Source organism: Arthrobacter sp. StoSoilB22 (genome assembly GCF_019977315.1).
Taxonomy (GTDB): domain Bacteria; phylum Actinomycetota; class Actinomycetes; order Actinomycetales; family Micrococcaceae; genus Arthrobacter.
On record NZ_AP024652.1, the window covers coordinates 3,066,533 to 3,091,606 of the forward strand.

Annotated in this window: 25 protein-coding genes; 5 read left to right on the plus strand and 20 right to left on the minus strand. The window is 61.4% G+C overall.

Annotated features, from left to right (window positions below; genetic code table 11):
* Window positions 1–7: 7 nt before the first annotated feature.
* The 7 genes from LDN70_RS14240 to ychF form a co-directional block, all read right to left on the minus strand.
* Window positions 8–991, minus strand: coding sequence for an ABC transporter permease (locus tag LDN70_RS14240; RefSeq protein ID WP_062072945.1), 984 nt, complete (start codon window positions 989–991; stop codon window positions 8–10).
* Window positions 981–1,910 (minus strand): ABC transporter permease, encoded by a 930-nt coding sequence (locus LDN70_RS14245; RefSeq protein ID WP_142938468.1) that lies wholly within the window; start codon window positions 1,908–1,910, stop codon window positions 981–983. The genes LDN70_RS14240 and LDN70_RS14245 overlap by 11 nt, the downstream gene beginning before the upstream one ends.
* Before the next feature lie 209 nt (window positions 1,911–2,119).
* Window positions 2,120–3,757 (minus strand): peptide ABC transporter substrate-binding protein, encoded by a 1,638-nt coding sequence (locus LDN70_RS14250; RefSeq protein ID WP_223940590.1) that lies wholly within the window; start codon window positions 3,755–3,757, stop codon window positions 2,120–2,122.
* Between the two features lie 313 nt (window positions 3,758–4,070).
* Window positions 4,071–4,403, minus strand: coding sequence for a HepT-like ribonuclease domain-containing protein (locus LDN70_RS14255; protein ID WP_223940591.1), 333 nt, complete (start codon window positions 4,401–4,403; stop codon window positions 4,071–4,073).
* On the minus strand, window positions 4,400–4,843 hold the full coding sequence (locus LDN70_RS14260) for an XRE family transcriptional regulator (protein WP_223940592.1): 444 nt from the start codon (window positions 4,841–4,843) through the stop codon (window positions 4,400–4,402). Before LDN70_RS14260 ends, LDN70_RS14255 begins: the two co-directional genes overlap by 4 nt.
* A gap of 37 nt (window positions 4,844–4,880) precedes the next feature.
* Window positions 4,881–5,393: a DUF1877 family protein gene (locus tag LDN70_RS14265; RefSeq protein ID WP_142938464.1), complete on the minus strand. Its 513-nt coding sequence runs from the start codon at window positions 5,391–5,393 to the stop codon at window positions 4,881–4,883.
* Window positions 5,394–5,495: 102 nt separating this feature from the next.
* On the minus strand, window positions 5,496–6,581 hold the full coding sequence (gene ychF, locus LDN70_RS14270; RefSeq protein ID WP_026546223.1) for a redox-regulated ATPase YchF: 1,086 nt from the start codon (window positions 6,579–6,581) through the stop codon (window positions 5,496–5,498).
* 111 nt (window positions 6,582–6,692) lie between these two features.
* Between ychF and LDN70_RS14275 the strand changes: the two genes are divergently transcribed.
* Window positions 6,693–7,967 carry a DNA recombination protein RmuC gene (locus LDN70_RS14275; RefSeq protein ID WP_223940593.1) on the plus strand — a complete coding sequence of 425 codons (1,275 nt, stop codon included), beginning with the start codon at window positions 6,693–6,695 and terminating at the stop codon, window positions 7,965–7,967.
* 89 nt (window positions 7,968–8,056) lie between these two features.
* On the opposite strand, the gene LDN70_RS14280 is transcribed toward LDN70_RS14275, so the two are convergent.
* The gene (locus tag LDN70_RS14280; RefSeq protein ID WP_014922310.1) at window positions 8,057–9,142 is read right to left on the minus strand and encodes a 4-hydroxy-3-methylbut-2-enyl diphosphate reductase; all 1,086 of its coding nucleotides are present in this window, start codon (window positions 9,140–9,142) and stop codon (window positions 8,057–8,059) included.
* Window positions 9,143–9,166: 24 nt separating this feature from the next.
* The gene (locus LDN70_RS14285) at window positions 9,167–10,030 is read right to left on the minus strand and encodes a hypothetical protein (protein ID WP_223940594.1); all 864 of its coding nucleotides are present in this window, start codon (window positions 10,028–10,030) and stop codon (window positions 9,167–9,169) included.
* A gap of 182 nt (window positions 10,031–10,212) precedes the next feature.
* Between LDN70_RS14285 and xseA the strand changes: the two genes are divergently transcribed.
* Both xseA and LDN70_RS14295 read left to right on the plus strand, forming a co-directional pair.
* The gene (gene xseA, locus LDN70_RS14290; protein WP_223940595.1) at window positions 10,213–11,490 is read left to right on the plus strand and encodes an exodeoxyribonuclease VII large subunit; all 1,278 of its coding nucleotides are present in this window, start codon (window positions 10,213–10,215) and stop codon (window positions 11,488–11,490) included.
* Window positions 11,491–11,563: 73 nt separating this feature from the next.
* Window positions 11,564–11,830: an exodeoxyribonuclease VII small subunit gene (locus LDN70_RS14295; RefSeq protein WP_142938459.1), complete on the plus strand. Its 267-nt coding sequence runs from the start codon at window positions 11,564–11,566 to the stop codon at window positions 11,828–11,830.
* Here the strand turns inward: LDN70_RS14295 and LDN70_RS14300 are convergent.
* From LDN70_RS14300 to LDN70_RS14340, 9 genes are all read right to left on the minus strand, one after another.
* Window positions 11,827–12,681: a polyphosphate kinase 2 family protein gene (locus LDN70_RS14300; RefSeq protein WP_223940596.1), complete on the minus strand. Its 855-nt coding sequence runs from the start codon at window positions 12,679–12,681 to the stop codon at window positions 11,827–11,829. The genes LDN70_RS14295 and LDN70_RS14300 overlap by 4 nt on opposite strands.
* Window positions 12,682–12,734: 53 nt before the next feature.
* Entirely contained in the window at window positions 12,735–13,955 is a 1,221-nt protein-coding gene (locus LDN70_RS14305) for a pyridoxal phosphate-dependent aminotransferase (RefSeq protein WP_142938457.1), read from the minus strand.
* A gap of 120 nt (window positions 13,956–14,075) precedes the next feature.
* Window positions 14,076–15,032 carry an ABC transporter substrate-binding protein gene (locus tag LDN70_RS14310; protein WP_142938456.1) on the minus strand — a complete coding sequence of 319 codons (957 nt, stop codon included), beginning with the start codon at window positions 15,030–15,032 and terminating at the stop codon, window positions 14,076–14,078.
* Window positions 15,029–15,772, minus strand: a complete 744-nt coding sequence (locus LDN70_RS14315; RefSeq protein ID WP_166840032.1) for an ABC transporter permease — start codon at window positions 15,770–15,772, stop codon at window positions 15,029–15,031. Before LDN70_RS14315 ends, LDN70_RS14310 begins: the two co-directional genes overlap by 4 nt.
* Window positions 15,769–16,509: an ABC transporter permease gene (locus LDN70_RS14320; protein WP_166840031.1), complete on the minus strand. Its 741-nt coding sequence runs from the start codon at window positions 16,507–16,509 to the stop codon at window positions 15,769–15,771. The genes LDN70_RS14315 and LDN70_RS14320 overlap by 4 nt, the downstream gene beginning before the upstream one ends.
* On the minus strand, window positions 16,509–17,603 hold the full coding sequence (locus tag LDN70_RS14325; RefSeq protein WP_286198860.1) for an ABC transporter ATP-binding protein: 1,095 nt from the start codon (window positions 17,601–17,603) through the stop codon (window positions 16,509–16,511). The genes LDN70_RS14320 and LDN70_RS14325 overlap by 1 nt, the downstream gene beginning before the upstream one ends.
* A gap of 154 nt (window positions 17,604–17,757) precedes the next feature.
* A complete protein-coding gene (gene rsgA / locus LDN70_RS14330; RefSeq protein ID WP_223940597.1) occupies window positions 17,758–18,930 on the minus strand; it encodes a ribosome small subunit-dependent GTPase A in 1,173 nt (390 codons plus the stop codon).
* A 28-nt stretch (window positions 18,931–18,958) separates the two neighbouring features.
* On the minus strand, window positions 18,959–19,117 hold the full coding sequence (locus LDN70_RS14335) for a hypothetical protein (protein ID WP_223940598.1): 159 nt from the start codon (window positions 19,115–19,117) through the stop codon (window positions 18,959–18,961).
* A gap of 47 nt (window positions 19,118–19,164) precedes the next feature.
* A complete protein-coding gene (locus tag LDN70_RS14340) occupies window positions 19,165–20,961 on the minus strand; it encodes a glycoside hydrolase family 35 protein (RefSeq protein WP_223940599.1) in 1,797 nt (598 codons plus the stop codon).
* A 50-nt stretch (window positions 20,962–21,011) separates the two neighbouring features.
* Between LDN70_RS14340 and LDN70_RS14345 the strand changes: the two genes are divergently transcribed.
* Window positions 21,012–22,043 (plus strand): pirin family protein, encoded by a 1,032-nt coding sequence (locus LDN70_RS14345; protein ID WP_142938449.1) that lies wholly within the window; start codon window positions 21,012–21,014, stop codon window positions 22,041–22,043.
* 63 nt (window positions 22,044–22,106) lie between these two features.
* On the opposite strand, the gene LDN70_RS14350 is transcribed toward LDN70_RS14345, so the two are convergent.
* The gene (locus LDN70_RS14350) at window positions 22,107–23,042 is read right to left on the minus strand and encodes an N-acetylglucosamine kinase (protein WP_223940600.1); all 936 of its coding nucleotides are present in this window, start codon (window positions 23,040–23,042) and stop codon (window positions 22,107–22,109) included.
* Window positions 23,043–23,083: 41 nt separating this feature from the next.
* Between LDN70_RS14350 and LDN70_RS14355 the strand changes: the two genes are divergently transcribed.
* Complete coding sequence (locus tag LDN70_RS14355; protein ID WP_223940601.1) at window positions 23,084–24,115, plus strand: NAD(P)H-dependent flavin oxidoreductase; 1,032 nt, start codon at window positions 23,084–23,086, stop codon at window positions 24,113–24,115.
* Here LDN70_RS14355 and LDN70_RS14360 read toward each other — a convergent pair.
* A complete protein-coding gene (locus LDN70_RS14360; protein ID WP_223940602.1) occupies window positions 24,090–25,064 on the minus strand; it encodes a LysR family transcriptional regulator in 975 nt (324 codons plus the stop codon). The two genes, LDN70_RS14355 and LDN70_RS14360, sit on opposite strands and share 26 nt — an antisense overlap.
* Between the last annotated feature and the right edge of the window lie 10 nt (window positions 25,065–25,074).

The following is a 25,074-nucleotide window of genomic DNA, read 5'->3' on the forward strand; positions in this document are numbered from 1 at the left end:
TCGCCTTTCATCGTTTACGCGCCTTGGGGTCCAGCGCATCCCTCAGGGCGTCGCCCAGCATGATGAAGCTCAAGACTGTGATGGATAGAGCTATTGCCGGGTAAAGCAAGGGCATCGGATTGGATCGCAAGGATGCCTGTGCGGCCTGAATATCATTGCCCCACGACATGACACTCGGTGGCAACCCGATTCCAAGGAAGGAAAGGGTCGACTCGGCAACGATAAAGGTGCCGAGGGAGATGGTTGCCACGACGATGATCGGAGCCAGCGAGTTCGGCAGCACATGGCGCAGCAGCGAACGGAAACGCGAAACACCAAGGGATCGCGCGGCCACCACAAAGTCAGCATTTCTGACCTCGATCACTGCGCCTCGGGTGATGCGGGCAATCTGCGGCCACCCGAAGACGATAAGAATCAACACCAGCGTCCATACCGTACGGTTCGCACGGAAAACGGGGAGCTGCATCATCACGATTGCGCCAAGGATCAGCGGCAGTGCGAAGAAAATATCCGTCAGGCGGGCCAGCAGTGCATCCGCCCAACCGCCGTAGTATCCGGCGAGGGCACCAACGATGCCCCCGAACAGGACGACGCCGATGGTCGTGAACAGGCCGACGGTCACCGACGATCGGGTACCGAAAATGACGCGAGCGTAAACGTCGCAGCCCTGTTGCGTGAAGCCAAGAGGGTGACCCGATGCAGGTCCGCCGTCTGAGTTGGACAGCTGGCAGGCTTCGTTGGAGGGATCAATTTGAGAGAACAAACCCGGGAAGAGGGAAACCACTACTACGGCCAGGATCATGATGGCCGAGATGATGAACAATGGCTGCTTGCGCAGGTTCTTCCATGCCTCACCCCAAAGGCTGGAGGGAGCGCTGTCTTCCTTGACCTTGTCGGTTGCCTGCAGCGGCGTTTCGTCAAGATCGGCAACGAAGTGCTCAATGTGTCGCCGGGTGGTGTCCTGCCCGGTCAGGTTACTTTCAGGCGTCATAGCGGATCCTCGGGTCAAGCCAGGCGTAAAGGAGGTCAACAAGCAAGTTGGAGAGGCAGTAGATCAACACCAACACCGTGACAATGGAGACCACCGTGGGTCCCTCACCCGACAGGACGGCCCGATAAAGCCTGTTGCCTACGCCGGGAACGTTGAAGATACCTTCTGTGACAATCGCTCCTCCCATCAGGGTGCCAAGGTCTGCGCCCAGGAACGTCACCACTGGAATAAGCGAGTTACGCAAAATGTGGACGTTGACCACCCTGAAACGGGACAACCCCTTTGCCGTGGCTGTCCGGACGTAGTCGGCATTCATGTTCTCGATGACGCTGGTCCGGGTCAAACGGAGAACGTAAGCGAACGACGCGAGGCCAAGAACGATTGCAGGCAGGATCAAGTCCTGCACTGTCGCGGCCGCACTGACAGTTGGTTTAGCCCACCCCAGCTGCACACCGATGAAGAATTGAAGAATGAAGCCGAGCACGAAGATCGGGATACCGATGACGATTAGCGAGGCGATCAGGACGGTGCCGTCGAAGAGCTTTCCCTTGCGAAGACCGGCGATGAGGCCGAAGGCGATGCCGAAGACCGCTTCAAAAATCAGAGCCATCACGGCAAGCCGGGCTGTGACTGGGAAGACCTCGCCGAGGACGGCGGCAATGGGCCGGCCGGAGAAGTCCTGGCCAAGGTCGAAGGTGAAGATGCTCTTGAGGTACAGCAAATACTGGATGAAGAAAGGCTGGTCCAGATTGTACTGAGCCCGTAGTTTCGCAGCAACCGCTTCGTTAACCGGCTTATCACCGAACAAGGCGGCAATGGGGTCGCCGGGAAGGCTGAAAACCAGGAAGTACACCAGCAGTGTGGCCCCCAGGAAAACTGGAATCAGCTGGAGGAATCGTTTGAGGATGTATGTGGCCATCAGCGCATCACACCCCGATCAGCAGGCACCCTGTCCAGGGGTGCAGCGGAGTTGTTCATCAAAGAACCTTTTCGTCTGATGTGCAAACGTTCCCTGCCGGGGCAAGTAGGCCTGCACAAGGACGCCCAACCGTAGTTGGGCGTCATTGATTTGCAACGTGATACGGCGGCGGACATGCTCAGCTGAGCACCCCCGCCGCCGTTTCGCGGTTACTTGCCAGTGATGTTGTAGTACAGCGGAACGCCGTCCCAGCCGTAGTCAACATTGGAGACGCCAGTGCTCCAGCCACCCTGTGAAACCTGGTACCACAGCGGGATGGCGGGAAGATCCTGCAGAAGGATTTCCTGTGCCTTGTTCATTGCCTTGTTACCTTCTGCAACGGAAGGTGCGGAGAGTCCGTCAGAGATAGCCTTGTCAAAGGTGGGGTTCTCATAGCGGGCATCGTTCGAGCCAGCGCCGGTCTTGTAGATCGGGCCGAGGAAGTTGTACAGCGACGGGTAGTCTGCCTGCCAGCCTGCGCGGATGGCGCCAGTGAGCTTGCCGGTGGTTGCAAGATCGCGTGCTTCCTTAAACGTTGCGAAGGGAAGTCCCTCGGCCTTGATGCCGAGGTTGTTCTTCAGCTGGTTGGTGAGAGCCTCAACCCAAGCCTTGTGGCCGCCCTTGTCAGCGTTGTACGCAATGGTGAAGGCCGTGTTCGGGTCCCACTTCTGGATGGCATCTGCCTTGGCCCAGAGGTCCTTGGCCTTGGTGGCGTCGAACTTCAGGTTATCCGAGCCCGGGATGCTGTCGCTGTAACCGTCGAGGACGGGGGCAGTGAAGTCCTTGGCCGGCTGGCGGCCACCGCTGAAGATCACCTTAGTGATCTCTTCCCGGTTGATGGCCATGGAGATTGCCTGACGGCGGAGCTTGCCAGCCTCGCCACTCCATTCCGGAAGGTACTCCGGGATAGCAATGGTCTGGTTGCCTGCGTACGGCTTCTCAATGAATCGATCGCCAAGATCAGACTTGAAGTTCTTGAGGGCGCTCGTGGGGATGACCTGCAGAATGTCCAGGTTGTTGGACAGCAGATCCTGGTAGGCAGCGTCATCGTTCTGGAAGATCTTGAACGTCACGCCACCGTTCTTTGCCTTACGGGGACCGTTGTAATCGGGGTTCGGGACCAGTTGGATCTGCACGTTGTGCTGCCAACCGTTCTCCGCCATCTTGTACGGGCCGTTGCCCACGGGCTTCTCGCCGTAGGTCTTGGGGTCGGCAAGTGCTGCCGCCGGAACCGGCATGAACGCCGTGTAACCGAGACGGAGCGGCCAGTCAGATTCCGGCTGCTTGAGTTCGACGGTGAAGGTGGTGTCATCCACAACCTTCAGGCCGGACAGCGTGTCCACCGTGGAACCCTCTGCACTGGCTTCGTCGTAACCCTTGATGCTCTCAAAGAAGGTGGCGCTCAGTTGCGCGTTCTTTGCCGCTGCACCGTAGTTCCAGGAGTCAACAAAGGTCTTGGCCGTGATGGCGTCACCATTGGTGAACTTCTGGTCCTTCTTGATCTTGATGGTGAAGTTCTGCGCGTCAGGCGCCTCAATGGACTCCGCCAACTCGTTCACCGGCTTGCCGGAAGGGTCATAGCTGACAAGGCCAGAGAAGATCAGCGTGGCAATCTTGCCACCGCCGACTTCGTTGATGTCAGCCGGCATGAGCGGACGCTGCGGCTCGGAGCCGTCGGCAATGATGACCTTGTTCGGGTCGCCCGCGGATGTACCGGAGTCGTTGCTGCCGCCGCCACCGCAACCGGTAGCTGCGAGGGCGATGATCGCCGCTACGCCTAGAGCTTTGGAAGTGCGCGAGAAACGCATTCCGCCTCCTATGAGTCGTGGAGTTGAGCAGGGAAAATTCGTGATTTCCCCCAGGCACAGGCACAGTTTCCTACTGTGACGTTGCCTACATGTGAGTGTAAGCCTACCCACATTGTGTCCGGATGATGGGACGTGCTGGCCAAACTGTAACCGTTCCGCAACCTACACATGCCTAATTTGCCGCGGATTTCAAGTCAAACGTTACTCGGTGGTAGCATACGCTGTCTGACAGCAGGACAGGACGATTTTCAGACGAAAAAGGAGCCCCGGTCCGCGCTGAACATACAGTGGATCGAGGCTCCTGATAGAGGAACTAGTTGATCGATCGGATAAGGTGCTCTATCGTCGGTAAGTCAGCGTCGAGGGTGTCCCAGACCGCGTCGTAGTCTGTCCCCTCATAGTGATGCGCGAGCCGATCCCGCATTCGCTTGATCAGAGACCACGGAACTTCGGGGTACCGATCGGTCGTCTCGATGCTCAAGCGAGCGACATTTTCTCCGATTTTGATGATCAACGACTCCGCCGCCAAGCCCGGCACATTGTCAGCGTCGCCGAGGTACCAGGCACGGCCGCGCTTGACGAGGGCAACCCCGACGCCACACAAACGGACGATCTCTCTGAGTGCGGCTGCGTCCCTTTGATTCATAGGGCGACCGCGGTGGTCAGGATTTCGTGATCTTCCCGCAAGCCGCCATCGGTGACGACGTCAACTTCTACCCCCAACAATTCACTTGCTTCGGCGGCAAACGCCGCGACAGTCAATAACCCGACGCCGGGTGATCGTGTGACCAGGATGTCCAGATCGCTTCCTGGGCGATCGAGTCCGCTGGCCACAGAACCGAAGACGCGAACATTGCTGAAACCATAGCGCAGTGCCAGCTGAAGCAATTCCTGGCCCCGCGATGCAAGGACTTCATGCGGCAAAGGGCGCGCTGCTGCACGAAGACGGTCCAACATCACCGGGGATGCCGTGCGCCGACCAGCTTCGTAAGCAGCAATGTTTGGCTGGGCCACCCCAGAGCGCCGAGCCAACTCGCCCTGGCTGATGCCAGCAGCCTCACGGACTTCCCTCACCGCGTTTCCCATGCAGCCATGATATCGCGTGATATGTCGTCACTGGCTTTTAGCCAATCAGGTAGACCAGCCCGCGACCGACGGCCGCCAGATCCGTGACGAAAACCCGGGCCTGTTGGAGATAGCCAACACCGTACGGGACATTCGAGTCCCTCTCGGTCGGCAAGTACTCCTGCAGCCAGTCGCCGAACTCCGAGTCAGATACATCGTGCAGATCCTCGGCAATGGCCACCACGTCGGACGGAGGAAGGACGCGCACCCATGATTCCCACCCGTCATGATGCATGGTCACTGCACCTTCAAACATGCGAAACGCAGGCCTTGCTTCGCCTCCGGCCCTTGAGGGCGCGGAGAAGGCCTGCAAGTAGCGCCATGCTTTGTCCAGGTAGAGCATGTCGCACTCCGGTACGGCTTGTTCGAAGGTGGCGATCTCAAACCCGTCGGCAGCTTTGAGACCCCAAGCGTCAGCAATTGGGTCTGTCGATAAAAAGCGTCTCGGATCGGCGAGGACTAAGTCCGTGACGTCAGCGTCGAAGGCATATGCGTAGTATCTGATTCCCATTTGCCAAGTATGGCCACTGGCTGACCTCGGAAGGCCCGGCCAGTGGCCATATGTGGATAACGCATGGTCTGCGAGCGGACCAAGGATTTTTTGGCTGTGGACCTACACGTTGAAGCGGAACTCCACCACGTCGCCGTCGGCCATCACGTACTCTTTGCCTTCAATACGGACCTTGCCTCGGGACTTGGCCTCAGCCATGGAACCGGCGTCGATGAGATCGTCGAAGGAAACAACTTCAGCTTTGATGAAGCCGCGCTGGAAGTCGGAGTGGATCACGCCAGCGGCCTGAGGCGCAGTGTCGCCTTGGCGAATGGTCCATGCACGGGTTTCCTTGGGACCGGCTGTGAGGTAGGTCTGCAAGCCAAGGGTGTGGAACCCAACGCGGGCCAACTGGTCCAGGCCGGATTCGCTCTGGCCGTTCATTTCCAGCATTTCGCGGGCTTCTTCCTCGTCCAGTTCAACGAGGTCGGATTCGAGCTTGGCATCAAGGAACACCGCATCAGCAGGGGCCACCAAAGCACGCAGCTCATCCTGCTTTTCCTGGTCACCAAGGATGCCTTCATCGGCATTGAAGACGTAGATGAAGGGCTTGGCAGTCAAAAGCCCGAGCTCCTTGAGGTGCTCCATCTCCAGCTTGTCGCTCTTGATCGAGGAGAAGATGGTGTCGCCGCGTTCCAGGACTGCCTGGGCTGCCTTGATGGCGGCCAGTTCAGCTGCTTCGCGCTTTTTGATCTTGACTTCTTTTTCGATACGCGGGATGGCGTTTTCGATGGTCTGAAGATCAGCAAGGATCAGCTCGGTGTTGATGGTTTCCATGTCGGAGCGCGGATCAACCTTGCCATCGACGTGGATGACATCCGGGTCATCAAAAACACGAACCACCTGCGCGATGGCCTCCGCTTCGCGGATGTTGGCGAGGAATTTGTTCCCCAGGCCTTCGCCTTCCGAGGCACCCTTCACGATGCCTGCGATGTCCACGAAGGACACCGGAGCGGGCAGCAACTTCTGCGAACCGAAGATCTCCGCCAGCTTCGCCAGACGCGGATCGGGAAGGTTCACCACGCCGACGTTGGGTTCAATCGTCGCGAACGGATAGTTCGCAGCGAGCACCTGGTTACGAGTCAGTGCATTGAAAAGAGTTGATTTGCCGACGTTGGGCAGTCCGACGATGCCAATAGTAAGAGCCACGAGCATTGATTCTACCCGTTGGAACCACGTCCGGGGTTGTCACCACCCGCAAACCGGGCCCACGCGTACAGCCTCGCTAAAACTGTCGTACCCCTGTGACAGGGTTGCCACATGGATGGATTTGGATTGGTATTGGCCCTGCTCATGCTGCTGATTGGCGCCGCGGTTGGGCTTGCGGCCGGCTATATTGTCTTCCGACGCCGGGGCGCTGGGCTGGAGGAGGACTTTGATGCCGTTTCGTCACGGCTTTCGGAAGTGACGGCACAGCTGGCAGCCGCCGACGCCGAGCGGCGGCTTTTGTTCACACAGAACCGGGAGTTGAGCGCAGCAAGGAACTCCGACGGCAGTGTTTTGCGCGCGCTCGCTCCCGTGGCCGAAAAGCTCACAGCGGTGCAGCAACAGGTATCGCTGCTCGAGCGGGACAGGGTGGAGCAGTACGGCCAACTGGCCCAGCAATTGCAGGATGCGCGTTCATCCGACGAACAGCTCTTGCGGTCAACGCACGCCTTGGCCTCAGCACTCCGTTCCAACAGTGCACGCGGCCAGTGGGGCGAGGTTCAGCTCCGCAGAGTGGTGGAGGCCTCTGGAATGCTCAAGCACGTGGACTTCCATGAGCAGGTTCATTCGGGCCGTAACGACAACACGCTGCGGCCGGACCTGGTGGTTCAGCTTCCTGGTGGTAAGCAGCTGGTAGTAGATGCCAAGGTGCCCTTGGCTTCCTACCTCGCTGCGCAGAAACAACTCCACGGAGACGGATCCTTCGGTGAGTCGGTAGGTCCTGCCATCAGCCATGACTCCAAGACGCTGCTGGCACAGCATGCAAAGGCTCTCAAGGCCCACATCGACGCCTTGGCGGCCAAGAAGTACTGGGATATTCCTGGGAACTCCCCCGAGCTGGTGATCTGCTTCCTTCCGGCAGAGTCCATTCTGGCGTCAGCCCTTGAGGCCGATCCCGCCCTGCTGGAACACGCCTTGTCCAGGAACGTGGTCCTGGCGTCGCCAGGCACCTTGCTGGCAGTCCTCAAGTCTGTGGCGTTTACGTGGCGACAGGACGTCCTCACCGATAGCGCCCACGAACTGTTTGAGCTCGCAAAGCAGCTCTACGAACGCATGGGTACTCTCGGTGAGAATGTCAGCAAGCTGGGCAGCTCGTTGAAGACCTCTGTGGATCGCTACAACGCCATGGTGGGCACACTGGAGGCACGGGTGCTCCCTACAGCGCGCAAGCTCAACACTATGGACGATGCTGGCCTCGCCGCGCCGGTGTCCGTTGAGGTTGTCCCCCGCGCGTTGGCAGCCCCGGAACTGCTGGCCGTGGACACCCATGGGCATCAGGACGCAGCCCACGACCAGGACGACCGCCAGGACCGGGAGTCGGCCGCCTAAGAGATGGGCCGCTTAACGGAACTGGCCCGCAGTGAAGGCTTTCCCGAAGGAAGGCAACCACTGCGGGCCAGTTGTGTAACGAGTATTTGTTAGGACGTCGGACGGTTTCCACGGCCGCCAAGGGCACGTGTCACATCGCCGGCCTTCTTCAAGGTGGCCCGCAGTTCCTTGGGAAGCGAGAAAAGCAGGTCTTCCTCTGCTGTCACCACTTCCTGGACCTCACCGTAACCGTAGTCAGCCAGAAGCCGCAGAACATCCTTGACGAGCACCTCAGGAACGGAAGCGCCGGAAGTCACGCCCACGGTGGCAACGCCCTCGAACCAGGACTCGTCCACTTCATTGGCAAAATCCACGCGGTACGAGCTCTTGGCACCATATTCCAGCGCTACTTCAACCAAGCGCACGGAGTTGGACGAGTTGGCCGAACCAACAACGATCACGAGGTCAGCCTGCGGGGCGATCTTCTTGATAGCCACCTGCCGGTTGGTGGTGGCATAGCAAATGTCATCGCTGGGCGGATCCTGCAGGGTAGGGAAACGGTCCTTGAGGAGGCGAACGGTTTCCATGGTTTCGTCCACGCTGAGCGTGGTCTGAGAAAGCCAGATGGTTTTCTCAGGGTCACGGACGGTGACCTTGTCCACTTCATGGGGCCCGTTAATGATCTGGATATGCTCCGGGGCTTCGCCGGCTGTTCCTTCGACTTCCTCGTGGCCTTCGTGACCAATGAGCAGGATGTCGTAATCTTCCTTGGCAAAGCGCACAGCTTCCTTGTGCACTTTGGTGACCAGAGGGCAGGTTGCATCGATGGTGCGCAATCCGCGATCCTCGGCTGACTGCACCACTGCAGGTGAGACGCCGTGTGCGGAGAAGATGACCAGTGCGCCTTCGGGGACCTCGTCGGTTTCCTCAACGAAGATGGCGCCTTGCTCCTCCAGGGAGCTAACAACGTGCACGTTGTGGACGATCTGCTTGCGTACGTAGACGGGAGGCCCGTAGTGCTCCAAAGCCTTTTCCACAGCAATGACAGCCCGGTCTACGCCAGCGCAATAACCTCGAGGGGCCGCCAACAGGACCTTCTTGGGACCCGTGACGGGCGCCGCTGCCTGGACCTCTTCCGGAGAACGGCGTCTGCGGGGCACCGTGGGCATAGGAATGGAAACTGCTGTGCTGGTCATTCCTCCATGCTACCGGCCCGGCCTTTACCCGGGGGCCGAACGTGACCGTCGTCGCCCTGACACGAAGGATCCTATGACGCCTGCCACAAACAATGCGCCGGATGTCACCGCTGCGATCAGGATCCATTGCCCGAAGCTTGTCTTTGCGGCCGTGAAGAACTCTTGTTTGAAAAGCTCAGCCACACCGTTTGCGCTGGACAGGTTACCCACTACTCCTCCGGCCAGGTCCGCGCCCGCCGTCCAGAGCGCAGCCAGCGCCAGGCCGCCAAGCCCAACGAAGACCAGCACCAGGGAACGCCTGCGTGCAACCACAAGAGCCAGCAATAAGGAAATGAGAGCGCCGAGTGCGGCCACCCACCATAGGGGCGCAAACGCAGCCACCCGCTCCACCAGTTGGCGGTGGGAGGGCTCCCCCAGAGAGACCAGGCTTTCCGCTGGAACATCAATCCGGATCCGGGTGGCCTCGGCGAAATGATCGCGAATGAGTCTGACCATGGGGCTGATATCAAGGACCAGCGCAGAGGTGGTGGCTGCTTCCTCTGATTGGTTCGCCGCGCCGAAGTTCAACCTGTGGCTGTTGCGCACTGTCTCTTCCCACGCCCGGGGGTAGTCGCTCCACGATTGCATTCCAGATGCAGCGCTGCGGAGTGCGTCAGCCGCCAACGATTGGATGGGCCCTGGGAGATCCACGGATGACTCGAAGGTTCCAACTGCGGCAGCGGCCAGTTTGCTTTGGAATTCCGGATCATTGCCCAGTGCACCTGCCATCCGGACAAAGCCCTCTTCTTTGACGATGTTCTGGTCAACCCACGCGGTAGGAACGGCGACGGCTGTGAGGAGTAAAGCGAGGATCACTCCCAATGCTGAAACAAAACTACGCAAGGTCATCCTCGGGGTTCGGGGGCTATGCCACCATCCTAGGTGTGTCCACATAGCAGAAAAAATGTCGGAGGCCTCGCCCAAGCTATGGATAGAGTTGGAAGGCCGGTTGGCACCACAGCCGCACCCCTGAGCGAGGACAATGACAATGCAGGTACAAACACGGCGCTTGAACCAGGCATGGACCACCCATGTCCGCTGAAGCAACGCCGGAATCGACGCTGCCTGGGACCGCTGCTGAGACCAGCCCGGACAATCCATGGCCCCTGCAGTTGCTCTCCCGCAAGCTCAAGGCACACATAGAGCGGGCGCCGGCTGCGTGGATTGAGGGTCAGGTCATCGAACTGAACCGCAGGGGCGGTAACGCTTTTCTGACCTTGCGTGATGTGGACGCGGAGATTTCACTCCCTGCATCTGTGTGGTCAACGGTGCTTGACCGCCAGAAGATACCCCTGGAACGTGGCTCCCGCGTGGTTGCCTTGGTGAAAGCGGACTTCTGGGTGAAGACAGGGCGCCTGAACATGTCTGTGAAGGACATCCGTCCGGTAGGCCTCGGCGATCTGCTGGCAAGAATTGAACGGCTGCGCCAGGCGCTGGCGGCCGAGGGCCTGTTCGCTGACTCCCGGAAGCGGAAGCTTCCTCTTCTCCCCCACCGCATCGGCCTCATTACCGGCAGGGATTCCGATGCCAAGAAGGACGTCATGCGCAACGCTGCTTTGCGTTGGCCGGCGGTGGAGTTTGACGTCCGCGAAGTGGCTGTCCAGGGCAACACCGCCGTTTCACAGATCATAGCCGCCTTGAAGAAACTGGATGCCGACCCGCACGTGGATGTGATTGTCCTCGCTCGCGGCGGCGGCGCTTTGGAAGATCTCCTGCCTTTCAGCAATGAGGACCTCATCCGTGCCGTGTCTGCGGCCACTACACCGGTTGTTAGTGCGATCGGCCATGAAGCCGACCGTCCTATCCTGGACGACGTCGCGGACCTCCGGGCGTCAACACCCACTGATGCGGCCAAACGAATCGTTCCGGATGTGGCCGAGGAACTGGCCATGGTCCGGCAGGCCAGGGACCATCTTCGCCGAAGCATCGGCCGCATGGTGGACCGGGAGACTGATCGGCTCCACGCATTGAGGTCCCGGCCCGTCCTGGCCACCCCCTCTTCGATGGTGGATGCCCGTTCCGAGGACATCCACCGCCTCCAGCGACGAACTCATTCAGCGGTCAGCACCGCGGTTCTCCGGGCCTTGGACCAGGTCCACCATCTCCGTGCGCAGGTTCGCGCCTTGTCACCCCAGAAGACGCTGGACCGAGGCTACGCCGTCGTTCAGCTCATTGGCCAGGACCAAGCGGGTCACCACGTGGTCAGCAGCCCCGAAGAAGCTCCGGACGGAACACCACTGAGCGTTCGGGTAGCTGAGGGACGATTCAGGGCTGTCTCGGCTGGATCAGGTCAGCTTATGGAACGCTGACAACCCTCCCAGCACCCACCTCTCACCCGAACTTGATTCGCCGGTTACACCGTCACCACCACGAAGGACCACCATGACTGAGAACAACCAGACAGCACCTACCCCGGAATCCCTTGACGGACTTAGCTATGAGGAAGCCCGCGAACAACTTGTGGCGGTGGTGGGACGCCTGGAGGCAGGCGGAGCCAGTTTGGAAGAATCGCTGGCTCTCTGGGAACGCGGCGAGGCATTGGCCAAGCGCTGCGAGGACTGGCTTGAAGGAGCCCGTCAGCGCCTGGCAACCGCCCGCGATGCAAGCAACGACGACGGCACTTCGGCACCCGGCAACCGGACCGTTTAGGACTCCTCCACGAGGGCGCGTTCCTCGGCGACGTCAAAGTCAGCCTTGGGCCAGTCCAGCTGCAGGCCACCGAGGGCATCCAACAGGAGTTGCTGCACTGCGATGCGCGCGTACCACTTCCTGTTGGCCGGCACCACGTGCCAGGGAGCAATCTCCGTGGAGGTCTTCTCGAAGGCAACGCGATAGGCGTCCATGTAGTCGTCCCAGAATGCACGCTCCGCGAGGTCACCGCGGCTGTACTTCCAATGTTTGGTGGGATCGTCGAGCCTGGCAATGAGGCGTTTCTTCTGCTCGTCCTTGCTGATGTTGAGCATGACCTTCACCACGGTGGTTCCCTGCTCGGTAAGGCGAGCCTCGAAGTCATTGATCGCGGCATACCTGCGTTCCAGCTCGGGAGCGTCAGCCCAGCCGTGGACGCGGTGGATCAGGACGTCTTCGTAGTGTGACCTGTCGAAGACCCCCACCATCCCGGCGTCGGGAACCCGCTTTTCGATCCTCCACAGGAAGTCGTGCGCCTTTTCCTCGTCAGTTGGGGCTTTGAAAGCGGACACTTGAACGCCTTGCACATCCATGGCCCCCACCACGTGGCTGACGATGCCGCCCTTGCCCGCAGTGTCCATGGCTTGGAGTATCAGCAGGAGCCGTTTCTGGCTGCCGGCCCTGCCCTCGGCAAAAAGCTTTTCCTGCAGTTCCGCCAACCGCACGTCCTGTGCCTCCAGCAGCGCCTTGCCATCCGCTTTCGCGCCTGTGTAGCCGGGTGTGGATTCAGGATCCACTTCTGCCAGCGAAAACCCTGATCCCACCCTGAGGGCTTCGGCCGGACTTGTGGCGAACTCAACTGCTGCAGCCATCGGCATGCCTTTCTGCCCTGCCGCGCCTCCGTGGCGCGGCTATGGACCTCAGGCTAGTTGCCCGGGTACCTCGACAGGAAGTCCGCCATGCGGCCAATCGCTTCTTCAATGTCCTTGACGTTGGGCAAGGTCACCATTCGGAAGTGGTCCGGTCGAACCCAGTTGAAGGCACGTCCGTGGGAAACCAGGATTTTTTGTTCCTTCAGCAAATCGAGGACGAACTTCTCGTCATCCCGAATGTGGAAGACCTCCGGGTCCAACTTCGGGAACAAATAGAGGGCACCTCGAGCCTGCTGGGTGCTGACGCCGGGAATCTCGTTCAAGAGGTCGTAGGCCTTATTGCGCTGCTCCAGGAGCCTGCCGCCGGGCAGGATGAGGTCGTTGATGCTTTGGTAGCCCCCCAGCGCAGTTTGGATGGCGTGCTGTGCAGGAACATTGGCGCACAACCGCATGTTGGCCAGCAGGTTGATGCCCTCAAGATAGTCCGCAGCATCCTTCTTGGGACCGGAAATGGCCATCCAGCCGGCGCGGTAACCGCACACACGGTAGGCCTTGGACAATCCACTGAACGTCAGGCACAGGACGTCGTCCCCGGTGAGCCCGGCGAGATTCACATGGACGGCGTCTTCGTAGAGAATCTTCTCGTAGATCTCATCAGCGAAGAGAACCAGTCCATGTTTCTCCGCCAAAGCCACGATCTTCTTGAGGGTCTCCTCCGGGTAGACGGCTCCGGTGGGGTTGTTGGGGTTGATCACCACAATGCCCTTGGTCCGCGGCGTGATCTTGGATTCCATATCCTCAAGATCGGGTTGCCATCCGGAATCTTCGTCGCAGAGGTAGTGCACGGGACGGCCCCCGGCAAGGGCCACCGAGGCGGTCCACAGCGGGTAATCAGGAGTGGGAATCAGCACTTCGTCGCCGTCGTCCAGGAGCGCCATGAGGGACATGGTGATGAGCTCACTGACCCCGTTGCCGAGGTAGATATCGTCAACGTGGATGTTCTGGATGCCACGCGTTTGGTAGTACTGCGAGACCGCGGTCCGGGCAGAGAAAATGCCACGGGAGTCGCTGTAGCCCTGGGCATTAGGCAAGTGCCGGATCATGTCCACCAAAATGGCGTCGGGCGCTTCAAAACCAAATGGTGCCGGGTTTCCGATGTTCAGTTTGAGGATCCGATGACCCTCTGCTTCCATTTGCTGGGCGGCCTGAAGAATCGGTCCACGGATGTCGTAAAGGACATTATGAAGCTTGGTGGACTGCTTGAAATTCGCCATCCCTCAAATATGCCATACGGGTGATGGAGTTTAGCTGAGACTTAACTCACAGAAACGACGACGGCGGTGACGGGCCCGCGCGGGCCCGTCACCGCCGTCGTACGCGGTTTTGTTCAGGTGTTACTTGACGATTCCCTTGTCCTTCAGCCAGGCTGCGGCTGCGTCCTTGGGGGCCTGCTTCTGGTCGCCACTGACTGCGCGGTTCAGGTTGATCAGGTCCTCGGTGGTGAGGATCTTGGAGACGTTGTTGAGTGCTTCCTTGGCCTTGTCCGTCATCTTGGCTTCCTTGACCAACGGCAGGACCTGCTGGGCCTTGAAGTTGTTCTTCGGATCCTCCAGGACCACAAGGTCATTATCTGCGATGGACGGAGTGGTGGTGTAAATGTCCGCCACCTGGACCTTGTCTTCGAGGAGGGCCTGGAGCGTCAGATTGCCGCCACCGTCATTGAAAGGCTGCAAACCCTTGAGCTCACAACCGTAGTTGGCCTTCAGTCCCGGGAAGCCGTAGGCGCGGGTCTCGAAAGTGGCCGGTGCAGCCATGGTGAAGTCCTTGCACACCTTCGCCAGGTCCTCGATGGACTTCAGCTGGTACTTCTCGGCGGTGGCCTTGGTGACAACCATGGCGTCCTTGGACTCGGCCTTGGCCGGCTCCAGGACTGCAAGGCCTTCCGGAAGCTTGCCTGGGAGTGCCTTGTAAACGTCGTCGGCGGAGACCTCGGTAGCTTCCGTGTCCACATAGGACAGGAGGTTGCCGGAGTAGTCCGGGACGAGGTCTATGGAGCCGTCCTGGACCGCCTTGAAGTAGATCTCGCGCGAACCGATATTCGGCTTGGACGTTGCCGTCAGACCAGCAGCGTTGAGGGCACCCACATAGATCTCTGCGACAACCTGGCTCTCCGGGAAGTCAGCGGAGCCAACCACCAACGAGCCGCCTTCGGCGGAGCCACTGGCTGCGGAGGTGGACGGGGTGGCCAAGGGGCTGCCGCCGCACGCGCTCAAAGCGAGGGCCACGCCCAGTCCAGCGGCGAGGCCGCCGAGACCACGGCGCGTCAGGGTCATGGGGACGGGGTTTTTCATGGTGTACCTCCTTGAACGGCAGCCTCGGCGGGAGCCGCGGCTGTGAGATCGTCGGCTGCCTTCTGGCGGCCGCGAGAGTCGAGGGTGAGTCCTGGCGAAATAACGAGCCGTTGCACTCCGGCGAGGACCAGGTCCACGGCAATGGCCAGCCCCGCTATGAGCAAGGAACCACCGAGCATCCTGGGGAAATCCTGCAGGACCAGGCCATCGAATAGATACCGGCCCAGCCCGCCCAACGGTAGGTAGGCAACCACGGAGACTGTGGCAATGACCTGCAGAACGGCGGTGCGAATACCGCCGAACATCACCTGCAACCCGTTGGGTACTTCCACCCGAAACAGGATCTGAAGTTCGGTCATCCCCATGGCCCGGGCGGCGTCCACCACAGTGGCGTCAACGCTGGAAATGCCGGCATAGGTCCCGGCCAGCAGCGGCGGCACAGTGAGAATGACAAGCGCCCACACAGGAGGCATCAGGCCACTACCGGCAAGCAACGCAAAAAGGACCAGCAACCCGAGCGTGGGGAGAGCACGCAGAGCGCCCGCCACGGCAACCGCAACTACGCGGCCACGGCCGGTGTGCCCAATATAGAGGCCGATGGGTATGGCGATCGCAGCGGCGATAACCAGGACCAACGCGCTGTACTGCAGGTGCTCCAGCAAGCGGGTGGGGATTCCCCCGCTACCGGTCCAGTTTTTGGGGTTGGTCAGCCAGGCGATGGTTTCGGCAAAGATGTTCATGCAGACGCTCCCGGGTCCGGGCGTACTGCCGCGACGGGCTTGGCAGCCCCGGTCTTGGGCTCAGTTACCAGGGCGTTGGTGTCCGGACGCGGCGACTTTCCACCAGCTGCCCGGGTCCACGGGGTCAACAGCCGCTCCAAGACCACCAGCACTGCATCCATCAATAGCGCCAGCACCAGGATGGCGATGATGCCCACCACCACTTCGGTAATGAAGGTGCGCTGCAAGCCATCCGTGAAAAGGACCCCCAGGTTACCCACCCCCAGCAGTGCCGCCACGCTCACCAGGGAGATATTGCTGACCGAAACCACACGGAGACCTGCGAACAGCACTGGCAGGGACAGCGGAAGGTCCACCTGGAAGAAGCGTGCCAAGGGTTTGAAACCCATGGCCACCGCAGCGTTCCGGAGGTCGTCGTCCACGGAGTCGAAGGCATCCATCGCAGCACGCACCAGCAGGGCCACCGCATAGATTGTCAGCGCCACCACCACATTCAGGGGATCCAGGATCCGCGTGCCCAGGATGGTGGGGAGAATAATGAACAGGGCCAGTGATGGAATGGTGTAGAGCAGCGACGTCGCTGTTGCCACTACTGACCTGAGCGTGCTGTTACGTCTGGCCAACTGGGCCAGGGGAACCGAAATCAGCAGGCCAAGGATCATGGGGATGACGGCCAGGACAATGTGCTGACCGGCCAGCCCCAGGACCATGCCACTGTTGGCAAGGAACCACTCCATCAGGTGGCATCCTCCCTGTGGTGGCGGACTTCTTCGATCAGTGCCAGGACTTCCGGGCCCTTCAGGACTCCGGCCACCCGGCCGTCGTCGTCTACCGCAACGCCAAGGCCGGACGGCGACGACAACGCCGCGTCCAGCGCCCGCCGCAAAGTGTCTCCTTTGCGGAAGAGTGACCCTCCGGGGATCAGTCCGGCGCCGTCGCGCGGCGAGGACCAGCCCAGTGGCCTCGAATCGTCATCGACCACCAATGCCCACTCCCCCGATTGGCGTCCCGCATGGTGGCCGTCGGAGGGACTCACCATGGTCACCGGGTGCAAGGTCACGGCATCTGCGGCGTTGAAGGCCAAGTGCCGGAAACCGCGGTCACGTCCCACGAAGGAGGCAACGAAGTCGTTGGCGGGTGCGCGCAGAATCTCTTCCGGCGCCGCGTACTGTGCGAGCTTTCCCCCGACGGCGAAAACAGCCACTTTGTCGCCAAGAACGGTTGCCTCGTCGATGTCGTGGGTGACGAACACGATGGTCTTGGCCAGCTCCCGCTGAAGTCGGAGAAGTTCCTGCTGAAGTTCGTCACGGACCACAGGATCCACGGCACTGAAGGGCTCATCCATCAGCAGTACCGGCGGATCAGCAGCGAGCGCCCGGGCAACCCCCACACGCTGCTGCTGCCCACCCGAAAGTTGCGACGGATACCGTTTGCCCAGAACGGAAGCCAACCCGACGACGTCGAGCAGTTCCGCAGCGCGTTTCCTCGCCGCAGCTTTGGGAACGCCGTTGAGCCGCGGAACCGTAGCGATGTTGTCCAGTACGGAACGGTGCGGCAGCAGGCCTGATGACTGCATCACGTAACCCATGGAACGACGAAGCTGGGCTGCGGGAACCCGCGAGACATCTTCCCCGGCAACGGTGATGGTTCCGCTGGTGGGTTCCACCATCCGGTTGATCATGCGCAGGGAGGTTGTCTTGCCGCAGCCCGAGGGGCCGACGAACACAGTAATAGCGCCCTTGTCGATGGACATGGTGAGGGCATCCACCGCCGGTTGCCCGCCTTGGTATTGCTTGGTGACGCTCTTGAACTCAATCATGGCTTCGGCCATACCCGGGCTTACCTATCTGTGGAGGAGAACATCGGTAGAGCCTGATGATCATATGCACTCTTATTACTTGGCTGCAAAGCAATCTTCACCCAGCGTAGCCAGCACCACCGACGATGTCAGCGCCGCCACGAGTTCCGTAATGAATCGGCAATGTTCAGCGTTTCCGTCGTTTGCCGCCTTTTCCGGCCCGCTCCTCAGCTTGATCGTGCCTGTACCGCTCCGCGGCGCGCTGGCCCCGGTCAGCCGACATCACCTTCTGGTGCCATTCACGCTGGTAGGCGCGACGTGCGGCCGCATCGTGTTTTCTGGCCAAGGCTGCCAATTCGCGTTGCAGTTTGAGGTAACTGGCCCAACGCCGGTGATCAAGGGTTTCCTCCGCGAGCGCCTCCTGAACTGCACATCCCGGCTCTGCTTGATGCGCGCAGTCCGTAAAGCGGCACTTGGAGAAAAGTTCCTCCAGATCGCCGAACATTTCCTCCATGCCCTCATCGGCGTCGAAGAGCCCGAAGCCACGGACTCCCGGGGTATCCATGAGTACGGCGCCACCGGCTAGAGGCACCAGCTCCCGCGAGGTGGTGGTGTGCTTGCCTTTGCCGTCACCGGCTCGGACGGAACCTGTCTGTTGGATGTCACGCCCGGCGAGGGCGTTAATGAGTGTTGACTTACCGGCGCCGGAAGGACCCAGTAATACCAACGTGGCACCTTGGGGTATGTGCTGCATCAGTTCCTCCAAGCCGTCGCCCTGCTCCGCGGAGGTAGTGACAACGTCCACGCCGGCGGCCTGCAGGATAACCTCCCCTACAACGTCGTCCGCAAGGTGGGCGAGGTCTGCTTTGGTGATGACCACCAGCGGCGTGGCACCGGAATCCCATGCCGCCACCAGCGTCCGCTCGAGCCGGTTATGTGTCAGCGGACGATCCACGGGGACCACAACGGCAACAATGTCAATGTTGCTGCCCAGGATCTGTTCCTCCGAGGAGGCCTCAAAGGCACGCTTACGGCTTAGAGCGGAATGGCGGGGCAGGACCTCGACGACGGCCGCCTCACCGGCGTTGTTGTGGCCGAGCCGGACCCAGTCTCCTGTGGCCGGCACAAGGCCGTGGTGTGGATACGGCAGATGCAGGAGGCCTTCTGCCGAGGCTACGAGGACCCGATTCCGGTCCAAGCGGACTACGCGGCCGGGGACGGCCGTTTCCTGGCCATCAGGAGCGGCATGGGCACGGAAAAGGTCCGCGGTTTTGTCTGTGAAGCCGTACTCCACAGGCCCCTGCATTTGTTCTGACGTGGTGCTGAAAAATGGTTCGCTTGAAGAAGCGTAAGTGTTCAATGAAATGCCTCTGATGAGGCCCGGCCGCCTAGTTTTGGCAGGCTGACGCCGGGACAGGAATGGTGGGCTGATGACGGCGCGCCGCAACTGAGTGCGGGGCGCGCAAGGTCTCGGCAATCATCAAATCCACCTCCTTGGCATCCTGGCCGGCAACTGGAGAGCCGGCAACGATGTTCAGCGTAGCCAAGATAGGGTGCTTTTGGCTAGGCCTTCCGGCTCAGGTCTCCGTTCCCGCTACGGGAGTTCGGCGGCCTCGATGGGGCTTGCTTCTTCGGGACCCAGGTCCGGTACACCGCGTAGTTCAACCACGCTGCCGGGCGTCACGAGTTCCAGCACCTTGATGCTGTTGCGGCCGGATTTCAGCAGTGGAGCCGGTGCGTAAAGGGTGACCTGTGGGCCTTGATCCCAGTAGCGGCCCAGGAGGAAGCCGTTGAGCCAAACGAAGCCCTTTCCGGAATCCGGCAAGGCGATATAGGTGTCGGCCGGCTCGTCCACCTCGAAGTCGGCTCCTGCCAAGCTTTCAAGGTCTTCAAGCTTCCAGTCGGCGAGCGCCACGGGGGTCTGTGTCCAGTGGAAGGTGTAGCGCTGGTTGACCAGAACGCCGCCCAGAATTCCTTTGCCGTGACCCGTCAGGGGGCCGTAATTGATGCGGCCCAGGTTCTCTACGAGGATCTCCAGCTTGGCGGCGACGCCTGTGCCCGTAACGGCGAGACCCTCCGCTCCTGTGACGTCATCAAGGACCCCGGCGAAGGTGCCGTCCACCCACACGTAGGCACGGTCGTTAAGCCCTGTGATCTTCAACCGGCTCTCTGTGGGAGCATCGGCGCGCCCGGGAAGGATGGCTTCGGAGGCGTAGAGGACCATGCCGGTGTCGAGTCCCAGCTGCTCGAAGCCCAGTGGCTTGACACTGGTTATCGGCGTTCCGGCGGAGCGCGCCAACTCCAACAGGTCCAGGCCATCGCTCAGAGGCAAGGACTGGGCGGGCAGTACGGGAGCGTCAGCCAGCAATTCAGCGGGCAGCTCGGGCAGCTCTTCGATTCCCTGGGCGCGGAAGAACTCTTTGCGGAAGGCATGGAACTTGGCCGTCAGTGCGCCGTTCTCTGCGATGGGCGCGTCCGAGTCGTAGCTGGTGACCGTCGGCTGCAGCATGGTGCCATCGTGGTTACTTCCGGAGCTGAGGCCGAAGTTGGTCCCGCCATGGGCCATGTAGACGCAGATCGATCCGCCAAGGTCCAGCATCTTGCGCGCTTCAACAGCAGCTTCATCGGCATCCCGGCGGTGATGGTGTTCACCCCAGTGATCGAACCAGCCTCCCCAGAACTCCACGTTGAAGAAGGGTTCGCCGGGCCGGCGTCGCTGCCATGTGGCCATCGCTTCGTCGCCCCGGCTTCCCAGCGTCGCCGTCGCCCAAGTTCCCTCTATGGAACCGCCGTCGAGGAAGTAGTCCGTGCCGCCGTCGGCGGTGAAAAGGAGCTCAGTGATGCCGCGGTCCTCCAGTGCGCGCCGGTTCCAGCGAATGTACTCGTGGTCATCGCCGTAGCTGCCGTACTCATTCTCGATTTGTACCGCCACCACCGGGCCACCCGCGGACGCCTGCCGTGAGGCGACGATGGGAAGCAAGTGATCGAACCATTCCTCGATGGCAGCGGTAAACACCGGGTCCATGCAGCGCAGGCCGATGCCGGGGATGCCGGTCAGCCAGGCGGGGAAGCCGCCGTTGTCCCATTCGGCGCAGATATAGGGGCCGGGGCGGACGATGACATCCAGCCCTTCCTCGGCGGCGAGGTCGATGAACCGGCCCAGGTCTCGCCAGTCGCTAAAGTCGGGCGCCTCATCGCGCTTAGGCTGGTGGAAGTTCCAAGCAACGTACGTGTCCACCGTGTTGGCGCCCATCGCTTTGAGGCGACGCAACCGGTCCTGCCACAGGGCCGGGTGAACACGGAAGTAGTGGATGGCTCCGGCGAGGATGCGATACGGTTCACCCGAACGGTAAAGGACAGCGTCACGGTAGCTCAGGAGGGCGTTGTTCACGTGCAACAGATTAGCTCAATTTCCAACATTTATGCACAGGCGATGATCACATGACCAATCTTGATACTTCCCCCGCCCAAGAAGTCTGCCCCGCAGCGCCGGAAGGTCAAGGTCCCTGCGTTCAACTGTGGCCCGAGCGCGAGGTTCCTTTGGGTGGAGTGCGCGCCATGAACGTGATGCGGACACTGCCCCAGCGGGGACTGCCCACCGTAGGTGCGTGGTGCTTCCTGGACAGCTTCGGTCCGGATCGGGTGGCCATGAGCGTACTCCCCCACCCGCACTGCGGGCTTCAAACCGTCACTTGGCCCATGGAAGGCTCGGTCCGGCACCGCGACAGCGTGGGTAGCGATGTTGTAGTCCAGCCCGGTGAGCTGAACATCATGACAGCAGGCCATGGCATCTCCCACTCCGAGTTCTCTGTCCTTACAGCCGGACCCCAGGGCGGCTCCGCTGCGTTGGTGGAAGAAATTCCCATGTCCCGCGGACTCCAACTGTGGGTGGCGCTACCGGACGAGCACCGGCACCGGGCGCCGTCCTTTGAACAAGTGAAGAATCTGCCGGTGGCAGTGGGCGATGGGTTCAGGGCCACCGTTATGGTGGGAGAGTTTGCCGGTCACCGTTCCCCCGCCACCATGTTCAGCCCCATAGTTGGAGCGGACATCACCGGAACAGGCTCCCTTGAACTGCCGTTACGGCCGGACTTCGAGCACGCAGTGTTGGTCCTTGACGGCCACCTCTTGATCGATGGTGAGGACATTGAAGCGGGCCCCCTGGCCTACCTGGGAGCCGGAAGGTCCAGCCTTTTTGTGGAAGCGCAGCCGGACACCCGCTTCATGCTCCTCGGCGGCGAACCGTTCGGTGAAGACCTGCTCATGTGGTGGAACTTTGTAGGCAGGACGCACGAAGAAGTGGAGAAGGCCCGTGAGGAATGGGAAGCCGAAGGGCTGCTCGACGACGATGCTGCCGCCAGCTCACGCTTCGGTTTCGTTCCCGGCCATGGCCCTGACGCAGGTCCGGAAGCCGGCCGCATTCCGGCCCCGCCCCTGCCGGGTGTAAAGCTGCGTCCACGAACCCGCGGCTGAGATTTTGTACAGCTAATGCCCTTAAAAGGCCCCTTTGAGGTCATTAGGTGTACAAAAACTTCGCTAGGGTCGCTGCTCCGCTACAAGCCGCGGGACACCAAACACGGGGTCCTGCTGGAGGATGCGCACATCAGTGATACCGCCCTCGGCCAGCTTGGCCTTGAATGCTTCCTGAAGCCGGCGGACGTTCATTCCGAGTCCGCTGCCGAGGATCACCGGACCGTCCAGGCCCAGTTGACGGATGGCTTGTTCGGCAAGGTCAGCCAGGTCACCACCCGCCTGATCCACCAATGCCCGGCAGGTTTCATCACCGGCGTCGGCGGCTTCCACCACCAACCGGGCCTGCTGGGCCCAATAGCGACGGCCCGTATCCGGGGAGTGGAACAATGCGATCAGCTTGCCCGGCTCGTCCACACCGACGGATTCCAACAATGCCCGGCTAAGCCGATCAGGCTCCAGGCCCTGGTTCATCCGGCGCAGGCTATGCCGGACAGCTTCGCGTCCAAGCCAGTAACCGCTACCTTCATCCCCAAGGAGGTAGCCCCAGCCGCCAGCCCGGGCTTCCTCACCGGCGTCGTTCCGTCCCCACGCGGCCGAGCCGGTGCCGGCGATGACCGCAACGCCCGTGCTCGCTCCCCCTGCTGCCAGCAACAGGCGCGAATCGTGCACCACAGTGATGCGCGCGCCCGGCGCATGCGGTGCAATCAGATCAGCCAGCGCCTGGGCGTCTTGGTCGGTATCGATACCGCCGGCCCCGGCGTACACCTGATCGACATGGCCGCCACCGATCTTCCCGAACAGCTCAGCCAGGTTGGCTGCGGCTTGCTCCCGGCTGACGTTCTGGACGTTGGAACTGCCTGCATTCTCATCACGGACCGGCGTACCGTTTTCGAACCGAACGCCGCGGGTCTTTGTGCCGCCGATGTCGAGCCCTATGACGGTGCCGCTCACGGCTTCCGGGCGGGCGTGGGAATGCTGGCCAGAGTCAGGATTGTTCACCGTGAAAGACTAGCTTGGAGCGTCCGGAGGAGAAACCGCACATGTCCGAATCGTTGTTTGGAACACCGTTTATTGCAGCTCCCATGGCTGGGGGAACGTCCACACCGGCGTTGGTGAAGGCAGTTCATGAGGGTGGTGGGCTGGGTTTCATCGCAGCCGGATACAAGAGCCCCGAAGCCATGACGGCCGAAATCGCTGCCACGCGGGCCCTCAACGTTCCGTTTGGCATGAATGTGTTCGTACCGGATGCAAGTCAGCTCCCTCCAACTCCTCAAGCCCAGGCAAGCCTGGAGGCGTACCGTGCCGCATTGGAAACCGAGGCAGCCCGCTACGGTGTATCGATTCCGCCCCTTCGGCTCAATGACGACGACTCATGGCAGGACAAGATCGACGCCCTGCTGGCCGACCCGGTGGAGTTTGTAAGCTTCGCGTTTGGCCTCCCGGGAAAGCCGGTGGTCCGGGCCCTGCAAAAAGCCGGCAGCCGGGTCATCTCCAGTGTCACCAGTGTGGAGGAAGCTCTAGCTGCGGCAGAGGAAGGCCCTGATGCCATCGCCGTGCAACATAGCTCCGCGGGGGGACACGCGGCAGCCTTTCTGCCTGGCGGCCGGGAACCATTAGCCCGTACGACGGCGGAACTGGTCGCCCAGGTGCGTGCCGCCGTCGGGCTTCCGCTCATTGCGGCAGGCGCCATCATGGACAGTTCCGCGCTGCGTGAAGTGCTGGCAGCGGGTGCGGAGGCCGCGCAGGTGGGTACCGCTTTGGTGCGCACCGAGGAGAGCGGTGCACGGAAGCCGCATAAGGACGCGCTGGGCGATCCGGCATTTACGGAGACGGCAATGACGCGGGCTTTCACGGGACGATGGGCCCGTTCCCTGGTTAACGACTTCGTCCGGGACCACCGGGACGCGCCGGAAGGCTATCCCGCGATCCACCATCTCACCAGCCCTGTCCGGAGTGCAGCATCTGCTGCCGGAGATCCTCATCGCCTCAACCTATGGGCCGGGACCGGCTGGCAGCAGGCCAGAGGAGGATCCGCGACGGACGTGGTCAGGGAGTTCCTGAACGGGCTCTGACGAGTTCGGCGAGCAACTCCCCGCCCTCATTGACCACGAGTTCGCGGAACAGCTTGACGGCGTCCGGCTCAAAGCTTCGCTCCCGCCAGGCAAGACCAATCTGCCGGAAGGCCAGGTCCGATTCGATGGCTACTTCCACGAGCCCGAGTTCGGCCTTCGGAAGGAACTGCCCTGTCCCGGCCCCGGGGCCTGCCGGGGGCAGGATGCTGAACCCCAGCCCGGCGGAGACCAGGCCACGGGCCGAGGTGGACTCCTGGACTTCAAAGGCAATCCGCGGACGAAAGCCGGCTTCCCGCAGCAGCGCCTCCCCAAGCGCCCGCAGGCCCACTCCCTCGGGCAGGGTGATGTAGGGATCGTGCCGGAGCTCGGAGAGGTGCACGCTGCTCCGCTCCGCCAAGGGATGCCTGTAGTGAAGGACGGCCCGCAACGGTTCGCGGTACAGCGGCATGGCACGAACGCCCCGCCCCTCCGGTGCAATAGGCGCCGTGAGGGCGAAATCCATGTCCCCGCTGGCCAGCTGCGTCAGGCAGTCGTCGCGGGGACCCTGCCAGAGTTCGAAGACCGTATGCGGGTACCGGCTGCGGAAGGCACTGATGAGAAGGGGCAGCGTCGCTTCGCCAAAGGTGTGCTGGAAGGAGACCCCTATGCGCCCGCGCACCACGTCCGATTCGTGCCGTACCCTGTCCAACCCGGCCTGGAAATCCTGCAGTGCTGCCTCGATGTAGGGCAACAGGGTCCTGGCTGCGGGGGTCAGCCGGATGCCCCGGCCGTCCCGGATCAGCAGGTCCATGCCCACTATGGCGCTTGCCCTGGCCACAGCCCGGCTCACAGTTGACTGTGGAACGCCGAGGATCTCCGCGGTTTCAGTCATGTGTTCCGTGCGGCCAAGTTCGGCAAGGACGGGCAGCAACGGGAGTAGCTGAACGAGTTGGTGATGATCCGGCTCCACTGCATTCCTT